Annotated in this window: 16 protein-coding genes; 12 read left to right on the forward strand and 4 right to left on the reverse strand. The window is 37.3% G+C overall.

The window, feature by feature from the left end; all coding sequences use genetic code 11:
- Positions 1–21: 21 nt before the first annotated feature.
- Positions 22–1,071, reverse strand: a complete 1,050-nt coding sequence (locus AC1M84_RS01345) for an NADP(H)-dependent aldo-keto reductase (protein WP_481594259.1) — start codon at positions 1,069–1,071, stop codon at positions 22–24.
- A 159-nt stretch (positions 1,072–1,230) separates the two neighbouring features.
- Positions 1,231–1,944, reverse strand: a complete 714-nt coding sequence (crp, locus tag AC1M84_RS01350) for a cAMP-activated global transcriptional regulator CRP (RefSeq protein WP_481594260.1) — start codon at positions 1,942–1,944, stop codon at positions 1,231–1,233.
- Between the two features lie 149 nt (positions 1,945–2,093).
- Here crp and AC1M84_RS01355 point away from each other — a divergent pair, with 149 nt between their 5' ends.
- Positions 2,094–2,519, forward strand: a complete 426-nt coding sequence (locus tag AC1M84_RS01355) for an OsmC family protein (protein ID WP_481594261.1) — start codon at positions 2,094–2,096, stop codon at positions 2,517–2,519.
- Between the two features lie 64 nt (positions 2,520–2,583).
- Here AC1M84_RS01355 and AC1M84_RS01360 read toward each other — a convergent pair whose 3' ends face one another.
- On the reverse strand, positions 2,584–3,072 hold the full coding sequence (locus AC1M84_RS01360) for a rhodanese-like domain-containing protein (protein ID WP_481594262.1): 489 nt from the start codon (positions 3,070–3,072) through the stop codon (positions 2,584–2,586).
- A 442-nt stretch (positions 3,073–3,514) separates the two neighbouring features.
- Between AC1M84_RS01360 and clpB the strand changes: the two genes are divergently transcribed.
- The 5 genes from clpB to AC1M84_RS01385 all read left to right on the forward strand — a co-directional run bounded on the left by clpB (position 3,515) and on the right by AC1M84_RS01385 (position 10,342).
- Positions 3,515–6,091 carry an ATP-dependent chaperone ClpB gene (gene clpB / locus AC1M84_RS01365; protein ID WP_481594263.1) on the forward strand — a complete coding sequence of 859 codons (2,577 nt, stop codon included), beginning with the start codon at positions 3,515–3,517 and terminating at the stop codon, positions 6,089–6,091.
- A gap of 204 nt (positions 6,092–6,295) precedes the next feature.
- Positions 6,296–7,132 carry a hypothetical protein gene (locus AC1M84_RS01370; protein ID WP_481594264.1) on the forward strand — a complete coding sequence of 279 codons (837 nt, stop codon included), beginning with the start codon at positions 6,296–6,298 and terminating at the stop codon, positions 7,130–7,132.
- Positions 7,132–8,655, forward strand: coding sequence for a GH3 family acyl-acid amido synthetase (locus tag AC1M84_RS01375; protein WP_481594265.1), 1,524 nt, complete (start codon positions 7,132–7,134; stop codon positions 8,653–8,655). The genes AC1M84_RS01370 and AC1M84_RS01375 overlap by 1 nt, the downstream gene beginning before the upstream one ends.
- A 10-nt stretch (positions 8,656–8,665) precedes the next feature.
- Positions 8,666–9,808 carry a GNAT family N-acetyltransferase gene (locus tag AC1M84_RS01380; RefSeq protein WP_481594266.1) on the forward strand — a complete coding sequence of 381 codons (1,143 nt, stop codon included), beginning with the start codon at positions 8,666–8,668 and terminating at the stop codon, positions 9,806–9,808.
- Positions 9,809–9,907: 99 nt separating this feature from the next.
- Positions 9,908–10,342 (forward strand): hypothetical protein, encoded by a 435-nt coding sequence (locus AC1M84_RS01385; RefSeq protein WP_481594267.1) that lies wholly within the window; start codon positions 9,908–9,910, stop codon positions 10,340–10,342.
- 48 nt (positions 10,343–10,390) lie between these two features.
- On the opposite strand, the gene rlmKL is transcribed toward AC1M84_RS01385, so the two are convergent.
- Positions 10,391–12,595 (reverse strand): bifunctional 23S rRNA (guanine(2069)-N(7))-methyltransferase RlmK/23S rRNA (guanine(2445)-N(2))-methyltransferase RlmL, encoded by a 2,205-nt coding sequence (rlmKL, locus tag AC1M84_RS01390; protein ID WP_481594268.1) that lies wholly within the window; start codon positions 12,593–12,595, stop codon positions 10,391–10,393.
- A 170-nt stretch (positions 12,596–12,765) separates the two neighbouring features.
- Here rlmKL and AC1M84_RS01395 point away from each other — a divergent pair, with 170 nt between their 5' ends.
- The 6 genes from AC1M84_RS01395 to AC1M84_RS01420 all read left to right on the forward strand — a co-directional run bounded on the left by AC1M84_RS01395 (position 12,766) and on the right by AC1M84_RS01420 (position 18,191).
- Positions 12,766–13,077: a LysE family translocator gene (locus AC1M84_RS01395; protein WP_481592937.1), complete on the forward strand. Its 312-nt coding sequence runs from the start codon at positions 12,766–12,768 to the stop codon at positions 13,075–13,077.
- Between the two features lie 32 nt (positions 13,078–13,109).
- Positions 13,110–13,382 (forward strand): hypothetical protein, encoded by a 273-nt coding sequence (locus tag AC1M84_RS01400; RefSeq protein WP_481594269.1) that lies wholly within the window; start codon positions 13,110–13,112, stop codon positions 13,380–13,382.
- Positions 13,383–13,688: 306 nt separating this feature from the next.
- Positions 13,689–14,705: an aspartate carbamoyltransferase catalytic subunit gene (locus AC1M84_RS01405; RefSeq protein ID WP_481594270.1), complete on the forward strand. Its 1,017-nt coding sequence runs from the start codon at positions 13,689–13,691 to the stop codon at positions 14,703–14,705.
- 10 nt (positions 14,706–14,715) lie between these two features.
- Positions 14,716–15,951, forward strand: a complete 1,236-nt coding sequence (locus tag AC1M84_RS01410) for a dihydroorotase (protein WP_179998336.1) — start codon at positions 14,716–14,718, stop codon at positions 15,949–15,951.
- Between the two features lie 186 nt (positions 15,952–16,137).
- Positions 16,138–17,037, forward strand: coding sequence for a lysozyme inhibitor LprI family protein (locus AC1M84_RS01415; protein ID WP_481594271.1), 900 nt, complete (start codon positions 16,138–16,140; stop codon positions 17,035–17,037).
- 128 nt (positions 17,038–17,165) lie between these two features.
- Positions 17,166–18,191, forward strand: coding sequence for a lysozyme inhibitor LprI family protein (locus tag AC1M84_RS01420; RefSeq protein WP_481594272.1), 1,026 nt, complete (start codon positions 17,166–17,168; stop codon positions 18,189–18,191).
- The last annotated feature ends 67 nt before the right edge of the window (positions 18,192–18,258 follow it).

Below are 18,258 nucleotides of genomic sequence, written 5' to 3' on the forward strand. Positions count from 1 at the left end.
TAAATCAGGTTTCTTAGACATTTAAGGTGCTGGATTTGGCTGTTGTTTATGAATGAGCTCAATTTCCTGAAGTATTTCTTCTGACAATGACACATCAAAAGCATCAATATTTTCTTTAAGTTGATTTAAATCAGTTGCACCAATGATTGTGCTGGTGACGAAGAACTGCTGTTTAATGAAAGCTAAAGCCAATTGCGTTAATGTCAGTCCATGTTTTTCTGCTAAAAGGGCGTATTGTTCAGTTGCCCATTCACTTTCAGGATTACTATAACGTACAAATCTAGAGTATAAGGTGACTCTGGCATGTGCAGGTCTCGCACCATGTCTAAATTTTCCTGTTAAATAGCCAAAAGCAAGAGGTGAATAGGCCAGTAAACCAATGCCTTCAAATTTAGCAATCTCCGACATGCCGATTTCATAGGTGCGATTTAATAAGTTATAAGGATTTTGTACAGAAACAAATTTAGACAACCCTAACTTTTCAGCTAAGTGTAGAAATTTCATGGTTCCCCATGGTGTCTCATTGGAGAGTCCGATATAACGAATTCTACCTTTATTAATTTCCGCTTGAAGGGCAGTTAAAGTTTCCTCGAGTGGTGTGATATCTAGTGTACTGTGAGCATGGTGATTGGTATAACCCAATTGACCAAACATATTGGTTGGGCGTTGAGGCCAATGCAGCTGATAAAGATCAATATAGTCAGTTTTTAAGCGTTTAAGATTTAAGTCTAAGGCTGAGCTAATATCGCTGGCATTATAGCGAGTTATACCGCTTCTAATATTGCTACCACCTTGACCTGGACCTGCAATTTTTGAAGCAAGAAAAAGTTGATCACGTTGGCCACGCTGTTGAATCCAATTGCCGATAATTTCTTCCGTCGCGCCTTGAGTTTTGACTTTAGGTGGTACTGGGTACATCTCTGCAGTATCCCAAAAATTTAACCCCCGCTCGAGTGCATATTCCAGTTGTTGGAAAGCCTCGGACTGGCTATTTTGCTCACCAAAGGTCATTGTTCCTAAACAAATTTCGGGAACGTGTATATCTGTTTGCCCAAGTCGATTAAATTTCATGCTAAACATCCTTGCTGTATTTTTTAAGCTGATATATTGAAATCATACCTAATCTAAGATTCAAAACGTATGTAAAATAAATTCGAAAGTTTTCAGAAAAAAGGCAATAAAAAAGCAAATCGTCAGATTTGCTTTTTTGAATGTAGATCAGATGAAAATTTATTCATCATCATTGCTGTCAAAGTCTTCTTCAACAGAATTTACTGCTTCTAATGATGAATCAAAAATTAAGATAGCTTTACCATCAGTTTCAATCATGCCTTGTTCTTCAAGTGTTTTAAGAACACGACCAACCATTTCACGTGAACAACCTACAATACGACCAATTTCTTGACGAGTAATACGAATTTGGCGTCCATTTGGAAGAATCATTGCTTCAGGTTGAGCTGACAAGTCGATTAAACAACGTGCAATACGACCCGATACATCAATAAATGCTAGGTCAGTTACTTTTCGAGTTGTATTTTTTAAGCGACGAACGAGCTGTGCGAACACCGCATAGCTAAGATCTGGATACTGCTTACTTACTTCATGGAAGTTAGCATATGAAATTTCAGCAATCTCACATACATCACGTGTACGTACTTCTGCAGTACGCTGAGGATTACTTTCAAATAATCCCATCTCTCCAAAAAAGTCCCCTGGGTTTAAATAGGCTACAACAATTTCACGTTCATCATCTTCACGTAAAATAATTGAAACCGACCCTTTTAAAATTAGATACAGAGATTTCGACTCTGAGCCCGCATCAATAATTGAAGTTCGTTTTGGAAATCTATTGATGTGCGCACGCTTGAGCAAAGCTTTGACAGATTCAGGTAATTGACCTGGCGACAAAGCATCTGTACTAAGTTGTGAAAAATTAGAAGTCATGCTTTTTAAATTCCGATTTGGATAGTAACTAGATCTTTAGACCTAAATAAACTTGCCACGTGAAGCATAAGAGGTGAAATTCCTTATCAGCTCAATATATGCTAGTGTACAGTCCTAAGTAAATTTATAGTTTTTTTTAGGTAGTTGCAATGCATACTAGCGTACATTGGTTAGAGAATGTTGCTTTTGAAGCAAAATCTGAAAGCGGTCACCAAATTATCATGGATGGTGCTGAAGCTTACGGTGGTGAAAACCGTGGTCCACGTCCGATGGAACTTATATTAATGGGGCTTGGTGGGTGTGCTTCGTTTGATATTGTGACTATATTAAAGAAATCTAGACAAGATGTGATGGGTGTTCAATGTCAGTTGAAAGCCGAGAGGGCAGACACAGTTCCTGCGGTTTTCACGAAGATACATTTGCATTTTGTGGTTACAGGAAAAGCAGTCAAAGAAAAGCAAGTCGCTAAAGCGGTTGAATTATCTGCAGAAAAATATTGTTCAGCAAGTAAAATGCTTTCAGATGGCGGTGTTGAAATTACACATGATTTTGAAATCATTGAAGCTGAAGATTGATTTTATCGAGTTGAAAAAAGCAACCTTAAGGTTGCTTTTTTTATGTAAAGTCATTAAATCAATTTTACTCTTGTACCCATGGCAGATTGTGAAATCGCCAGCCATTATAAGTACCACGATGGGAGTTGGGGTCTAAATCACCTTCAAAACCTTGATCGATATTATATACGTTTGTGAGACCAGCATTGTACGCCACACTCGCCGCTGCTGCAGAGCGCTTACCACTACGGCACATGAGTAAGATGATGTCATAAGCATTAACAAAAGATTGTAACTTTTCTAAAAATTCTGGGTTTCTTTCAAGTGAGATGCCTGTCAGCCAAGGAATATGTTCTGAATGTTCGACATAACCTACGAATTTTCGCTCTTCATGTGTTCTAACATCAATAATGATCGCTTGTTGGGATTGGAACAAAAGCCACGCATCTTGGGGTTTTAAAGAGCCTGCAAAGAGGAGTGTATGATCTTCTACATTTTTTTTTGCTTCAGATAAAATAAATTTAATTTTATCTTGATGGACTTTATTTTCTGAGAGATTTATAAAATGATTCATGTAAGTATGCCTGAATGATTAAATCATCCGTTTATGGAAAACGGTGATTATTATAAGTTTTATCTATATTCTTTAAATAAATATAAAATTGATTGTTTATCTTATAAATTCATATTGAATGATTTTGCACAACATGTACCGATTAGGTCGATATAAGTTCGGCGTACTCCTATGTGATGATTTGAGAACAATAATGACCGTTTACGGGGAATATATTTTCTTTGTCATATCTAGTGAATAGTAGATAAATATCATAATCACCATGAAAAAATTGTGAAGTGGTATTGAAAAATGTATGAGCAGCACAAATATTATAATTATAATCTATCTTTATTTTTTAAATAATTGAAATTTAAGAAAATAATTAAAAAACCGACTTGAAATATGACGCTTCTCACCCATTAACTAAGCAAGTACCAAATTTGTTGTGAGGAAAATAATAATGCGTTTTGAAAAATTTACAAATCGCTTACAGCAAGCCTTATCTGATGCGCAATCTTTAGCAATGGGCAAGGATCATACAGCGATTGAAGGCATCCATATACTATCGACACTGATTGAAGAGCCATCAAATATGAGTTTGTTGCAGCAGGCAGGGGCGAATTTACGAGAATTGAGCACAAAGTTGCAACAGGCGCTTGCTGATGCACCAACACTTGCCCATCCAACTGGGGATATCAATCTCAGTCCAGATGTGGTTAAAGCGCTTAACTTGGCAGATAGTTATGCACAAAAATCGGGTGATGAGTTTCTTTCAACAGATTGGGTGTTACTTGGTTTAGCGGAAACGGGTGCAACCAAAACTATTTTGAATGCGGTTGGAGTTCAATCCGCAGGTTTAAAAGCGGCGATAACTAAAGTTCGAGGTGATGAAAAAGTCATGAGTAACAATCATGAAGATCAACGTGATTCATTAAACAAATACACCATCGATCTCACTGAGCGAGCACTTTCTGGCAAGCTTGATCCAGTGATTGGGCGAGATGATGAAATTCGTCGAACAGTTCAAGTTTTATCACGCCGTACAAAAAATAATCCTGTTTTGATTGGTGAGCCGGGTGTCGGTAAAACTGCCATTGTTGAGGGTTTAGCACAGCGTATCGTTAATGGAGAAGTGCCTGAAAGTTTAAAAAATAAACGTGTCTTATCACTTGATCTTGGATCGCTTTTAGCTGGTGCAAAATATCGTGGTGAATTTGAAGAGCGCTTAAAAGCTGTATTAAAAGATCTTGCTAAACATGATGGTGAAATTATCCTCTTTATTGATGAGTTGCATACTCTAGTCGGTGCAGGTAAAGGCGACGGTGCAATGGATGCAGGTAACATGTTGAAGCCTGCTTTAGCACGTGGAGAATTACGTTGTGTAGGTGCTACAACATTAGATGAATATCGACAATTCATTGAAAAAGATGCAGCACTTGAACGTCGTTTCCAAAAAGTATTGGTTGATGAGCCTAGTGTTGAAGACACGATTGCGATTTTACGTGGATTAAAAGAGCGCTATCAAGTACATCATGGTGTTAAAATCTTAGATTCTGCCATCATTGCTGCAGCTAAAATGTCGCATCGATACATTACAGATCGTCAACTACCAGATAAAGCGATTGATTTGATTGATGAAGCGGCATCTCGAATTAAGATGGAGCTTGATTCAAAACCTGAGTCTCTAGATAAATTAGAACGTCGTCTTATTCAACTGAAATTACAGCTTGAGGCTGTAAAAAAAGATGAAGATGCAGGAAGTAAAGCTGAAGTTTCACACTTAGAAAAACAAATTGCTGAAGTGGAGAAGGAATACAGCGATCTTGAAGAAGTGTGGATTTCTGAAAAGCGTTTGGTCCAAGGCGATCAACAAACTCAGGCTGAGCTTGATCAAGCACGTATTGCGATGCAAAAGGCACAACGTGAAAATGATCTAGCTGAAATGGCTCGGCTTCAATACGGTGTTATTCCTGATTTGGAGAAACGACTCAGTGAAGAAGCATCTGAAGAGAAAGTTGAACCTAAATTATTGCGTAATAAAGTGACGGACAATGAAATTGCCGAAGTTGTAAGTGCAGCAACAGGAATTCCTGTAGCAAAAATGCTACAGGGTGAGCGTGAAAAATTACTCAGTATGGAAACATTTTTACATAACCGCGTCGTAGGTCAAGATGAAGCGTTAGTTGCAGTTTCTAATGCTGTACGACGCTCACGTGCTGGACTTTCAGATCCGAATCGCCCAAGTGGTTCATTCTTATTTTTAGGTCCAACTGGCGTTGGGAAAACTGAGTTAACTAAAGCTTTAGCAAACTTCTTATTTGACAGTGACGATGCCATGATCCGTATCGATATGTCTGAATTTATGGAGAAACATTCTGTTAGTCGTTTGGTGGGAGCACCTCCTGGTTATGTTGGTTATGAAGAGGGTGGTGTGCTAACTGAAGCAGTACGCCGTAAGCCTTATAGCGTGGTGTTATTTGATGAAGTAGAGAAGGCTCATCCAGATGTATTTAACATTCTGCTTCAGGTACTTGACGATGGTCGCTTGACTGATTCGCAAGGGCGTGTGGTGGATTTTAAAAATACAGTAATCGTCATGACTTCAAACTTAGGTTCAAATGAAGTGCGCGAATTAGGTGACATGGCGACGGAACAAGATGTACGAAGTGTTGTGATGGCTGCTGTTTCTGAGCATTTTAGACCAGAGTTTATTAACCGAATTGATGAGCTTGTAATCTTCCATGCACTGAAAAAATCGCAGATTCGAGGTATCGCGGATATTCAGTTAGATCGCTTACGTGCTCGTTTGGCTGATCGTGATTTAAGTTTGACTGTAGATGACACTGCTTTCGATGAATTAATTGAGGCAGGATATGACCCAATCTATGGGGCTCGACCACTTAAACGTGCTATTCAACAAAAGGTAGAAAATACATTGGCTCAAAAAATCTTGGCGGGAGAATTTTTGCCAGGAGATACAATTGTTATACAAAGTACCGATGGAAATTTGAGTTTTAGTAAACTTAAATTAAATTAGGATTTAATAAACAAACTTAAAAAACCTGAATTAGTTCAGGTTTTTTTTCATTTAAGTGATTTAAAAATAATAAATTTATTTTTTAATAAAATTGCTACTCAAATCTATTAAGTATAAGATTGCACTCAATATTTTTGTGAATAAATGTTTAATTTGTTTATTGACTCACAAAAGGAATTCATTGTTTAGCTTAATGGGATCAATATGCTAGAATTAAAACGACTCCGAAAATTAAAAAAAGAACCTTATAGTGAGTTTGTTAAGGTAAAAGATTTAAAACCCCGTGATATTGAAAAGATGTTCAATATTTACAGTAACTATTATTCAAATACAGTCTTTGAAATTTTTGAAAGAGACCTTCTGGAAAAGACTGGTGTGTTTATCATTCGAGAACCCAAAAAAGATTTTTTAGTGGGTTTCTCAACTGTAATGGAGCGAAATTTTACCGTGAATGGTAAAACTGCCCATGCTTTTTTTAGTGGTGATACCATTATTGAGGAGGCGTATTGGGGTAGTCGAGCATTACAACGTGCGATGTTTCGTTATGTAATGACCTTCAAATTACGTCATACGGGTGTACCGATCTATTGGATGCTGATCTCAAAGGGCTTTAAGACCTACTTACTTCTTGCAAATAATTATTATCACTATTATCCAAATCCAGAAAATAAAGATGAATATTTAAAAGATTATGTTAAAGCATATTGTCGTGAGTATTTTGCAGAATACTATGATGATGAATCAAAGCTGATTGATTTTGGAGAAAACTATCAGTGTCTGAAACCTGATGTGGCTCCAATAACAGAAGAAATGCGCCAGAAAAATCGTAAAATTGAGTTTTTTGAGGAATGCAATCCATCTTGGGTTCAAGGTACTGAATTACCGTGTATTGGTGAGCTGCGTTGGGTTGATATTTTGCAAACAGCGGTAAGGTTTGTGAAAAAATCATCGCTCAAAAAAAATAAGTCGAATCTGAATAAAGATAAATTATCTAAATCGGCTCAAACCAAAGATCAAGATCAAGATTCTAAGGTGGCCTAATGTCTGTGATATTTGCAGCTCATCAAGTTTTAAATTTGGCCTGTAAAAAATCATTTAAAGACTTTTATCAATACGCTGATCAATTGGAAAAAGTTCAGCGTGATAAATTAAAAGTTATATGTGATGATCCAAAGATGGAATATGAGTCGTTTGCTCAACATTTTCCAGTAACACGTTATGCTGATTGGAAGCAGAAAGTTGAAGCATCACGTAATCAAGGCGTAAATTTACTTAATAAAAGTAAAATTATCCGATTCCAGCCTACAAGTGGTTCAAGTGAAGCACTCAAATTTATTCCATATACCCAACAATTTTTAGGTGAAATAGATCAGGCGATTGGTTTATGGCTCACGAGTTTATATCGTCGTTATCCTGAACTAAAACGTACAACACACTATTGGTCTGTATCTTGGTTGCCTGAAAGCCAGCGTCAACTGACGACCACTCATAATTTAAATGATGATAGTGCCTTACTTTCTTTTTCAAAACGAATTTTAACTCAAATTACGCAGGCCGTGCCTGCTGACATTGCTTTGGCAGAAACTGCTGAAGATGCGATGTTCGCTACGGCTGTATATTTAGTCAGAGATGAAAATCTCGGCATGATTTCAGTGTGGAGCCCAACTTTTGCACTGCAACTGATCGAAATTATCCAAGAAAATAAGAGTGAAATCGTTGAGGTTTTATCGACTGGTCAGTGGAGTCGTCAAAGTTTAGATTTTTTAAAAATCAAAAAATCAGTAAAACGTAGCCAGATTCTAGAACGATTAGATTTGGAAGATCCGACTTGTTGGAAAAAATTGTGGCCAAAGCTATTTTTAATTTCATCTTGGGATACCGCAAGCGCACAGCACTGGGCACAAATTTTAAAAACCACAATTAAGGGTGTGAGTTTTGAAGGTAAAGGGCTTTGGGCCACTGAAGGCGTAGTGACTATACCTTTAGATGATCATTATCCCTTGATGTATCAAGCTCATTTTTATGAGTTTCAAGATTTAGATACTCAGCAAATTTACCCTGCTTGGCAGCTTAAACCAGGTCAAATCGTGAGTCCGATTATTACGACAGGGTCTGGCCTAAAACGCTACATTATTGATGATGAATTATTGGTTGATTCTTTTTATCAGGGCATTCCGTGCTTTAAATTTCTTGGTCGAAAGATGACAGTTGATTTGGTCGGAGAAAAGATTGATCAATCTGTTGCTTTGAGTGTGATCGATACATTTAAACAAAACGGTTTTTTACCCATTAGTTTACTCGGAATAGAACAGACTGAATCGAAACCTTATTATGTTTTGCTTTCTGAGGGTAGTGTGAGTGGGCAGCCGTCCGATCAACAGTTAGATCAATTGCTAAAACAAAATTTTCACTATGAATTGGCACGTAATTTAGGGCAATTAGATGAAGCACGCGTGATGCATGTGGAAGATGCATGGCATGAATATAAGACAATCGCAATGCGCAATGGCATGATTGAGGGGAATATCAAGCCAGAACCATTGAAGAAAATGAAATTTATTTAAGAATTTAAAAATGACAGAGCAAAATTTACTATATCGATCAAAAACCTCGCCTGAATTTTATCTACGTTATGCTGCGGAGCAAGATGATCCTCAATTGATTGAGTTGATTTCTGAAAGTATGCCGAGTAATGGTATGGTGATTTCATTTGAGCGGAAACCGAGTTATTTTCGGGCTACACATGCACAATATAATAAGCCTGAAATTTTGGTTGTCGTACATCAAGATCAGCCTGATCAAATTATTGCCATGATGAACATCGGTTGGAAATCGTATTGGATCAATGGCGTTACTGAACAATTACGCTATGTATCAGATTTAAGAATCAAACTTACAGCACGGGGTAAAAAAGCGTTTAATGTATTTATGGAATACATTTTTGAATGTTTCCCTCGTGAAATTATCTTTCAAAGTGTGATTTTAGAAGATAATAAAGTAGCTCGTAATATGATGCATCGTGAAAGAGAAGGATACGCTTTACCTTATATCTTTGATTCGATGACCACTTTTACCATTTCTAAGGTGCCTAAGTTTAAGCATTCTGCTGAACTTCGGCTTGAAACAATGACCATAGATAAGATTGATGCGGTCAATGGTTTTATACAAGAAATGGCGTCCCATTATAATTTTTTACCTGATTATGACTTTAAAGTGTTATTGGAAGCTAATCATCCTTTTTGGTATGGGTTGAGGTTAGAAGACTTTCATTTAGTGCTCAATTCAGATCATAAAATCGTAGGTTTATTTGGTTTATGGGATCAAAAAGATTTCAAACAAACTAAAGTGGCGAGTTATTCTACAACGTTAAAACTGTTAAAACCTGTCTATAACACTTATGCTCGTATTACTGGACAGTTAACGCTTCCCGAAGAAGGGCAATCCTTTGATTATCTCATGACGCATAGTTTCCTCTGTGATCCAAGTGCGTTAGACGTACTAAAGTTTATGCTGACCAATGTCAACACATTAGTGAAGGCTCAGGGTAAAACATCATTTTGTGTGACAGTTGTTGAGAATGATCCACGTAAGCAAGTTCTAGAGCAGTGTTCATCACATAAAATGAAAGCAGTTCACACGCTTCATAGTTATGAAAGTAAACCCTATGACGTGATTGATCGTTCTAAATACTCTTACTTTGAAGTGAGTCGTATTTAAGAATATAGTGCGTTCATCGGAATGCGGGTGAACGCACTTGATTAGCTGTAATTAATAAATATATAAATAAAATTACAATAATAATTCTCGAGATAAAAAATGGAATTTATAAGTGTTACTTTTCGACGGTCAATTTTAATTTCTAGCATGCTGATGTGTGGTTTCCAATGGGCAACTGCACAGCAATTAGATGAATCTGAACTCATCGAACAGCAAGTGATTGATCAGAATTTGAATGAAAATTTAGTGCAAGAATTAAAAAAAGAAGTATCACAGAGCGCTGAGGTACAAATACAAAATCAACAACATTTGGCTCAGACTCAAGCAGAAGAATTTAATCAGAAGCAATTGGTTTCAAATGCAGTTTCTGATTTTGAATTGAGCAAAAAAGCAGATCCTGAGCAGATTAGCAAAACCATTAAACCACTGACGTATTATCCTTATGATACGCTACCACGTACTGTCTATGTTTCAACAGATCCAACCATTATTGTGACAAAGGAATATTCACCTTCAAAAAATTTAAGAAAATAAAAAAGGGCAAACGAATTGCCCTTTTTTATTGGTCAAGCTCTCTAATCATTAGGCTTGAAGATGTGTAATTTTCCATGAACGGTGAATTTTAGTATTACGTTTAAAGTCTAGACCAATTGTTTCATGGGTGAGTTCTTCAATGTCATAAAACGCTTTGATTTCGTCATCTAATTCAAAACCACGATAGTTATTTGAGAAATACAGTGTACCACCAGTGGTTAAGCGATTCATTGCACGTTTAATCAGGGATAAGTGATCACGTTGAACGTCAAACGTACCATGGAATTTTTTAGAGTTCGAGAACGTTGGCGGATCGATAAAGATTAAGTCATATTGTTCATGACCTTCTTTTAACCATTCAAAACAATCGCTGGCAAAGAACTGGTGTTGTTGGTCAGCATGATCAACTGTTAAACCATTTAAGACAAAGTTTTCTTTAGACCAGTTCAAATAAGTATTTGAAAGGTCGACACTGGTCGTGCTCGCAGCACCACCTAACGCAGCATGTAAACTTGCAGTTGAGGTATAACTATATAGATTAAGGAAATGTTTACCTTTCGCTTCAGCAGCGATGCGTAAGCGAATTTGGCGATGATCGAGGAAAAGGCCAGTATCCAAATAATCTGTGAGGTTAACCAAAATTTTCGCTTTGCCTTCTTGAACGATAAAGCGTTTAGAGGCAGTACTTTGTTTGGTGTATTGGTTTTTACCTTCCTGACGAGCACGAGTCTTGATAAAAATGGCATCACGGCCCAAACCTGTGACAGCACGGATTGCTTGCAAAGCAAGATTAAAACGTTTTTTCGCTTTTTCAGGATCGATTGATTTTGGTGGGGCATATTCTTGAACATGCAATCGGTCACCATATAGATCTACAGCGACATTGAAGTCTGGTAGATCAGCATCATAAATTCGCAAACAATAGATATTTTCTTTCACTGCCCATTTTTTCAAATTCTGCATATTCTTTTGCAAACGATTTGTAAAATCTTCAGCACCTTCAATTTTATCGAATTGAAGTGGTTGCCAATTGGCTAAGAAAGGTTGTGTCACAACAGGTGGCTTAATCTTACCTGAGCGAATATAAATAGGTAGCTTACCATTCATTAAGCGAAGCGTTTGAGTTTCGCTAAATGCCAACACGTCTGCTTGTTCAATTTGAGCTGCAATAACTGCGGCAGTTTGGTTGGCAAAGTTCTTTTGAAGTAAGCCAGATAGACCAAGATAGAATGAACGGCTAGAGCCTTTATCACCAAGACGCTCACCATAAGGTGGGTTAGTGACAACGACCACAGATTTACCTTCTGCCTTAAAATCTGGCCAATCAGAAAGGGTGCGCTCTTCAATTTGAATTTGATCGAGCAATGCCTCAAATCCTGCAGCGCGGATATTATTTTTGGTTGCTTTTACTGCTTCCCAATCTGCGTCAAAGGCATAGAATTTTGGAAGCGGTTTTTCTAAGGCAACCTTGTGACGTTCCGCAGCTTCACCTTTAATTTGCATCCAAAGATCATGATCATGACCATTCCAGCCATTAAAGCCAAAACGACGAACCAAACCAGGCGCGCGGTCAGTTAACATCATTAAAGCTTCAATAATGAATGTGCCTGAACCACACATTGGATCAAGAACAATATCTGGATTATTTTCAATTAATTTTGCATGTTGAAGAATGGCTGCAGCCAAGTTTTCTTTGATCGGTGCATCAGTCATATAGTGGCGATAGCCACGTTTATGCAATGAATCGCCAGACAAATCTAAACAGAAAGTATGTTCTTTTTTACCAGCCAAAGCGTAAATGGTTATTTCTGGTTGTTTGATATCGATGCTTGGACGCTTACCGACAGCCTCCATGAAGGAATCTACGATACCGTCTTTCACACGTAAGGTGGCGAATTGGCTGTTGACTTTGATCTCACGTTCGACATGTAAACGCACAGCAAATGTACTTTGAGGTGCAAAAATAAGCGACCAGTCAAAACTATTTGCACCTTCGTAGAGTTCTTCAGCTACATCGCGTGCATCGTGAGTAAATTCAACTTCAAACGTATGGATAGGCGTCAAAACACGTGATGCAAGACGAGACCACATACAAATGCGGTAGGCATCAGCCAATTGACCTTTGAAAACCAATCGCCCAGGGAAACGTTCAACGTTTTGTACTCCTAAACCTTCAATTTCTTCTTGAAGTAAGGTTTCAAGCCCATCTGCACAGGTAACCCAATATGTAGAAAGACGAGGTTTAGAATTCATGAACATTCCCAAAGACAAATAAAGCAATCGCGTATTTTAACTTATTTTTGATTTTAAAACTGCTTTAATGCGCTGATACAACCATTTTAAAAATAATTTAAATTTAAAGATTGATTGAAACTGGTTGATATAGCCCCATAAAACTAAAAAACACTAAAAGATAAAAAAATATGCTGGCTTTAATTTTCTCTATGTTTACTTTTTCATTATCGATGTCTATCTCTCCTGGACCTGTTAATTTAACTATTCTCAGTAGCAGTATGAACTTTGGTGTTCGAAAAACTTTTGCTTTTATTTCAGGTGCAGCCATTGGATTTACTGCTTTACTTGCAGCAGTTTGCTTTGGTCTATATCAGATTATTTTATCGTATCCGGTTCTTTTGGATGCTATTGCGCTGTTAGGAACGGCTCTATTGGTTTGGATTGGCTGGAATATTTTAAGCGCTAAAGGCGAAAAATTCGAACAGATCACAAAGATCTAGAGAAGATTCCAAATTTTACGCAAGGTGCGTTAATGCAGTGGCTGAATCCAAAAGCTTGGATTGCCGCCGTTTCAGGTACAGCCCTATTTTCAGCTTCAGAGAATAGTGTTTATTTAGCGCTTTTTGTTTTGATTTATTTTATGGTCTGCTATGTCTCTTTATGGCTTTGGGGATATGCAGGGGAAAAATTGGCTCAGTTTCTTAATGTGGCAAATCGAGCAAGAATTTTGAATAGGGTGATGGGAAGTCTTTTAATCGTGATTGCTATACAGATGTGTCTCACTCATTTTTTAACATATCCATAAAACCATGAGTAGATCATTTGTTGAAATTTCTATTTTTAAAATCTAACTCACTATTTCAGGGAAATTTGATTGAATATATGTATGAAAATAAAGATAAACAAGCTTTTATCTAGGAGTTATGAGCCTTATTTTTAAGGATTTAGACGATTTCAATGGAATGCTTTTGGTTAAATTAAGTTTTTGAAAATTTTTATGAAACACCATAAGTCGTGATTAAGTTAGTTATTGATCAGCTGCCGTGTGGGTCACTGCCAAATCATTTTAGAATCTGTATAATACGTTGACTTAACGTATAAGGAATCTCTCATGCACTTCGCTGCATTGCATACACCGAGCCAGATTCAACTCAACCAAGATGGGAATCTCAAACACTTCCTCACCATCGAAGGCCTTTCAAAAGAAACTCTTACAAAAATATTGGACACTGCACATTCCTTTTTTAATGACCAAAATCAGCTCATTACCAATAATATGCTTGAAGGCAAAACTGTAATGAACCTGTTTTTTGAAAATTCGACACGTACACGAACTACATTTGAAGCAGCGGCAAAACGTCTTTCTGCCAACGTACTCAATATTGATATTGCCCGCTCAAGTACTTCTAAAGGCGAAACACTGAGAGATACATTGTGGAATTTAGAAGCAATGGCGGCCGATATCTTTGTTGTTCGACATTCTTCATCAGGTGCTGCACATTTTATTGCGAAGGATGTTTGTCCAACTGTTGCGATTATCAACGCGGGTGATGGACGTCATGCGCATCCAACACAAGCAATGTTGGATATGCTTACGATTCGTCGTGAAACCAATAAAAAATTTGAAGATATTTCCATTGCGATCATTGGGGATATTAAACATTCACGAGTTGCACGTTCTGATGTGGCTGCATTGCAAACATTAGGTTGTAAAGATATTCGTGTGATTGCGCCGAATACTTTACTTCCTTATGGCTTCAATGAATATGGTGAAGGTGTTCGCCTATTTAACAATATGGAAGCTGGGATTAAGGATTGTGATGTCATCATTACTTTACGTATTCAAAATGAACGTATCGATTCTCCTGCATTATCTTCACAAGCTGAATTTTACAAAATGTATGGTTTGAACAAAGAGCGTTTGGCTTTGGCCAAACCTGATTGTATCGTGATGCATCCAGGACCGATGAATCGTGGTGTTGAGATTGATTCAAGTATTGCAGATGGTCCTCAATCAGTGATTTTGAATCAGGTGACCAATGGTATTGCAGTGCGTATGGCAGTTCTCGCGCTGGCGATGCAGGGTCAGTTACAAGAACAAGGTTTAATTGAAGCAGTTGCGTTATAAGGAATCAGTCATGTCTATTGTTAAAGTCGAAAATGTACGCGTCCTAGATCCAATTGCTCAAACTGATCAAATAGAAACTATTTTTATTCAAGATGGAAAACGTATCGAAGCGACTTCTGAGGTTCATGAAAGCATCGATGGGCAAGGCAAATGGCTGATGCCAACGATGGTTGATTTGTGTGCACGTTTACGAGAGCCAGGTCAACAACAACATGGAACGTTGAAATCTGAAGGTAAAGCAGCACGTGAAAATGGCATTTTACATGTATTTACCCCACCAGATTCAAAACCTATCGTTCAGGACAATGGCGCTTTAATTCATGGTCTTGTTGAAAAGGCAATGTTAGATGGCGGAATTTACCTAGAGGTGATAGGTGCACAAACACAAGGGCTTCAAGGAAATCAACCTGCCAACATGGCGGGTTTAAAAAAGGGTGGTTGTACTGCTGTATCAAATGCAAATGCACCTTTTGCGAATGACGATGTGGTGCTTCGTACGCTTGAATATGCTGCAGGTTTGAATTTAACTGTCGTATTCTATGCTGAAGAGCCTCAAATTGCGAAAGATGGCTGTGTGCATGAAGGCTTTATTGCTTCACGCCAAGGTTTACCAATGATTCCTGCTTTGGCAGAAACGGTCGCGATCGCAAAATATCTATTAATGATAGAGGCGACAAAAGTCCGCGCACATTTCGGATTACTGTCTTGTGGTGCTTCGGTTGAGTTAATACGTATCGCGAAGGAAAAAGGATTGCCAGTCACGTGTGATGTTGCAATGCATCAGTTACATCTTACGGAATCTTTAATTGATGGATTCAATTCCTTGGCACATGTACGTCCACCTTTGCGTTCAGAATCTGATAAAGAGTTACTTCGTCAGGGGGTAAAATCTGGGGTAATTGACGCGATTTGTACGCATCATGAACCACTCAGTAGTTCTGCAAAAATGGCACCTTTTGCAGAGACTTTGCCAGGTTTTACTGCGTTTGACTCGTATGTTCCTTTTGGAATCAAATTGATTGAAGAAGGTTTATTTAGTCCATTAGAGTGGGTTGAAAAAGTAACGAGTGCGCCAGCTGCTGTCGCACAAATGACTGAGACATGGAAAGCACAGGCTGGATGGGTGCTAGTTGATCCAGATTTGGAATGGACACTTGATAAATCTTCTATTATTTCTCAAGGTAAAAATACACCATTGATTAATCTAAAAGTCAAAGGTAAGGTAATTCGTACTTTCATAAAATAATGTGAATTCAATCGTTTAAAGGTCGATTAATATCGGCCTTTTTTATTTTGGATGATTGAATAATTCATGATTCAGTATATTTTATGTAGATCTTTTTTTAATAAAATTTAACTGAGAGCTTCAAGAAGAATAAAAAAACCAATGAGATTTGGTATTAAGAGCTTGAGTTTGATTGGGGGGAGTAGCATGAAACTTCAGATGAAAACATTGACCACATTGTGCATGGTTGGTGTGTTGTCAGGATGCCAACAAGTGTATTCAATCATGTATGCTTTTAATCGTTGTGATCAACCTGAAGTGCAATTAAAACTCGAACAAGTCATCCATAAAGACATCGCGAATATCTCAGCGACTCAACTCAAAAGCATTATAGAAAATGATCAAGTTATTATAGATGGTCAACTCTTACAGCGTAGTTTGAAACCAGTTCAATTTAAAATTGAAAACATTGATAAAATAAAGAAAATGAGATCCTCTGATCAGACGATCTGTACAGCAAGAATCATTGCTGAACTACCATCAAATTATCTGACGGATGCTGATGTATCGCGCGCATTAAATCGAGAGTCAAATGTTTTAGAATCAGCTGCACTTTCTCAATTAAACTTTGAGAACAATCAGATCTCTACTGAGTTAAATTATAGTGTACGAATTTCAGAGCATGAAGTAACTGTACAATTGGTGAATGCACTACATTTCACCAGCTTTATGCAAAAAGTTCTAATAGATGCACATTTAAAACCTTCACGTTTGACGGCTTTAGCGTTAGATCGTCAAAAGAAACAAGCACTTTTAAATAATCAAAATAAAACATCAGACGATTATCAATCTATTCTTATTGCTGAAGCACAACTTAAATTAGATCAAGCCAATGAGGATCTAAATTCTGTATGGAATAGAGCTTCACTTCAAGCACGCCAAAAAATACAATATGAGCAAGAACTGTGGGCTAAAAAGCGTAATTTAGAATGCAAACTAAATAGTGAAGGCGCCGATAATCCTGAAGTTTTTCGATTGAATTGCGAAACAAATATGGCGATTAGTCGAACATCTGAATTACAGCAAAAAATTTTCACTCTAAGTTAGGCATTGATTAAACAGGGTTGTTGAGCGTTAGCTTTTACGCATCAAATTTTAAAAAAATAAAAATGTGATGGAGTTGTTGTTTTTAATTTGATTAAATATGTCAAAATTATAAATATGCGGTATAAAAAATGACGTATAAGATTAAATTGGCTTTGATTATCTCTACCATCTTCGTTGCAGGTTGTGATCTGAATAAGAAAAGCAAAGACACCTCACAGAATGTAGAAATTGCTGATTGGAGTTGTACTTCTCCTACGAATGTCAAAGAAATTGAACGCTTTGCGCAACAGGAATATAACAACATTTTAGATCGTCATTTAAAAGCAACAGATCAGTATGAGTCAGATTTAAAATTACTTTCCCAAATCAACTCATCGCTTAGATTTGAACTCAAGTCGATTACAACAACGAATGATCCTTCAAATGCAATAAACAAACTGACCTGTTCAAGCCAGTTGGTTATCCACCTGCCGAAGGGGCTTCAACGTCGTGCTGAAAATGCATACCTTGAAAAACCTTGCGAATATGAATGTGAACATGACGAAGGTAGTTATACGCTCAAACATTGGATTAATGATGTTCATGGCAATATCAGTTATGGGCAAGATAAGCTCACAGGCACTTTGAATTATGAGATTACCAAGACAGATAAAGAAGGTTTAATGCTGAGTGTACAACCTGATAATGCATTGTTAGATATTGCTGCAAGTATGACGAGATATGCTGTTCAATTTGAAGCATTTCGTAAAGCAAATCAGAATGAATCAAAAGCTTACGAAGAATATGAGGCTGTACAACAAAAACAAAAGGCCTTGGCACTTAAAGCCATGCAATTGAGAAAATCTGATTTAGATAAAGAGCAAGCACGAGCTGTCGAGCGACTTAATTTAACTTGGGATAATTTGAGCAGCGAACAAAAAGAGCGGCTAAAGAGCGATCAAACTGAATGGTTCGAACGTCGTGACGTGGACTGTAAAGTGGTCTCTCAAAAGTCAATTGAAAGTATCCCAGAAAAAGAACGTGAAACTTATCAGCAACATTATCAATATTGGGATAATGAAATGAATCAAATAAATGTTGAGATGCAATATTCTAAATGTTTCATTCAAAAGACCAATGAGAGAATTGTGTACCTAAACAATGTGTTTAATTAATTCATTACAATATAGCAAAAGGGCGAATTGATTCGCCCTTTTTTTATCGGCATGCTTAGGTATACAG

The sequence above is a fragment of the Acinetobacter sp. 24-47-66 genome, from assembly GCF_056779755.1.

Bases quoted from the DNA above. Each gene is read 5' to 3' on its own strand.
- AC1M84_RS01405 (WP_481594270.1), top strand. From the start codon at position 13,689: ATGCACTTCGCTGCATTGCATACACCGAGCCAGATTCAACTCAACCAA.
- AC1M84_RS01420 (WP_481594272.1), top strand. From the start codon at position 17,166: ATGACGTATAAGATTAAATTGGCTTTGATTATCTCTACCATCTTCGTT.
- AC1M84_RS01395 (WP_481592937.1), top strand. From the start codon at position 12,766: ATGCTGGCTTTAATTTTCTCTATGTTTACTTTTTCATTATCGATGTCT.
- AC1M84_RS01370 (WP_481594264.1), top strand. From the start codon at position 6,296: ATGCTAGAATTAAAACGACTCCGAAAATTAAAAAAAGAACCTTATAGT.
- AC1M84_RS01410 (WP_179998336.1), top strand. From the start codon at position 14,716: ATGTCTATTGTTAAAGTCGAAAATGTACGCGTCCTAGATCCAATTGCT.
- AC1M84_RS01415 (WP_481594271.1), top strand. From the start codon at position 16,138: ATGAAACTTCAGATGAAAACATTGACCACATTGTGCATGGTTGGTGTG.
- AC1M84_RS01380 (WP_481594266.1), top strand. From the start codon at position 8,666: ATGACAGAGCAAAATTTACTATATCGATCAAAAACCTCGCCTGAATTT.
- rlmKL (WP_481594268.1), bottom strand. From the start codon at position 12,595: ATGAATTCTAAACCTCGTCTTTCTACATATTGGGTTACCTGTGCAGAT.
- AC1M84_RS01385 (WP_481594267.1), top strand. From the start codon at position 9,908: ATGGAATTTATAAGTGTTACTTTTCGACGGTCAATTTTAATTTCTAGC.
- AC1M84_RS01355 (WP_481594261.1), top strand. From the start codon at position 2,094: ATGCATACTAGCGTACATTGGTTAGAGAATGTTGCTTTTGAAGCAAAA.
- crp (WP_481594260.1), bottom strand. From the start codon at position 1,944: ATGACTTCTAATTTTTCACAACTTAGTACAGATGCTTTGTCGCCAGGT.
- AC1M84_RS01375 (WP_481594265.1), top strand. From the start codon at position 7,132: ATGTCTGTGATATTTGCAGCTCATCAAGTTTTAAATTTGGCCTGTAAA.
- clpB (WP_481594263.1), top strand. From the start codon at position 3,515: ATGCGTTTTGAAAAATTTACAAATCGCTTACAGCAAGCCTTATCTGAT.
- AC1M84_RS01345 (WP_481594259.1), bottom strand. From the start codon at position 1,071: ATGAAATTTAATCGACTTGGGCAAACAGATATACACGTTCCCGAAATT.
- AC1M84_RS01360 (WP_481594262.1), bottom strand. From the start codon at position 3,072: ATGAATCATTTTATAAATCTCTCAGAAAATAAAGTCCATCAAGATAAA.
- AC1M84_RS01400 (WP_481594269.1), top strand. From the start codon at position 13,110: ATGCAGTGGCTGAATCCAAAAGCTTGGATTGCCGCCGTTTCAGGTACA.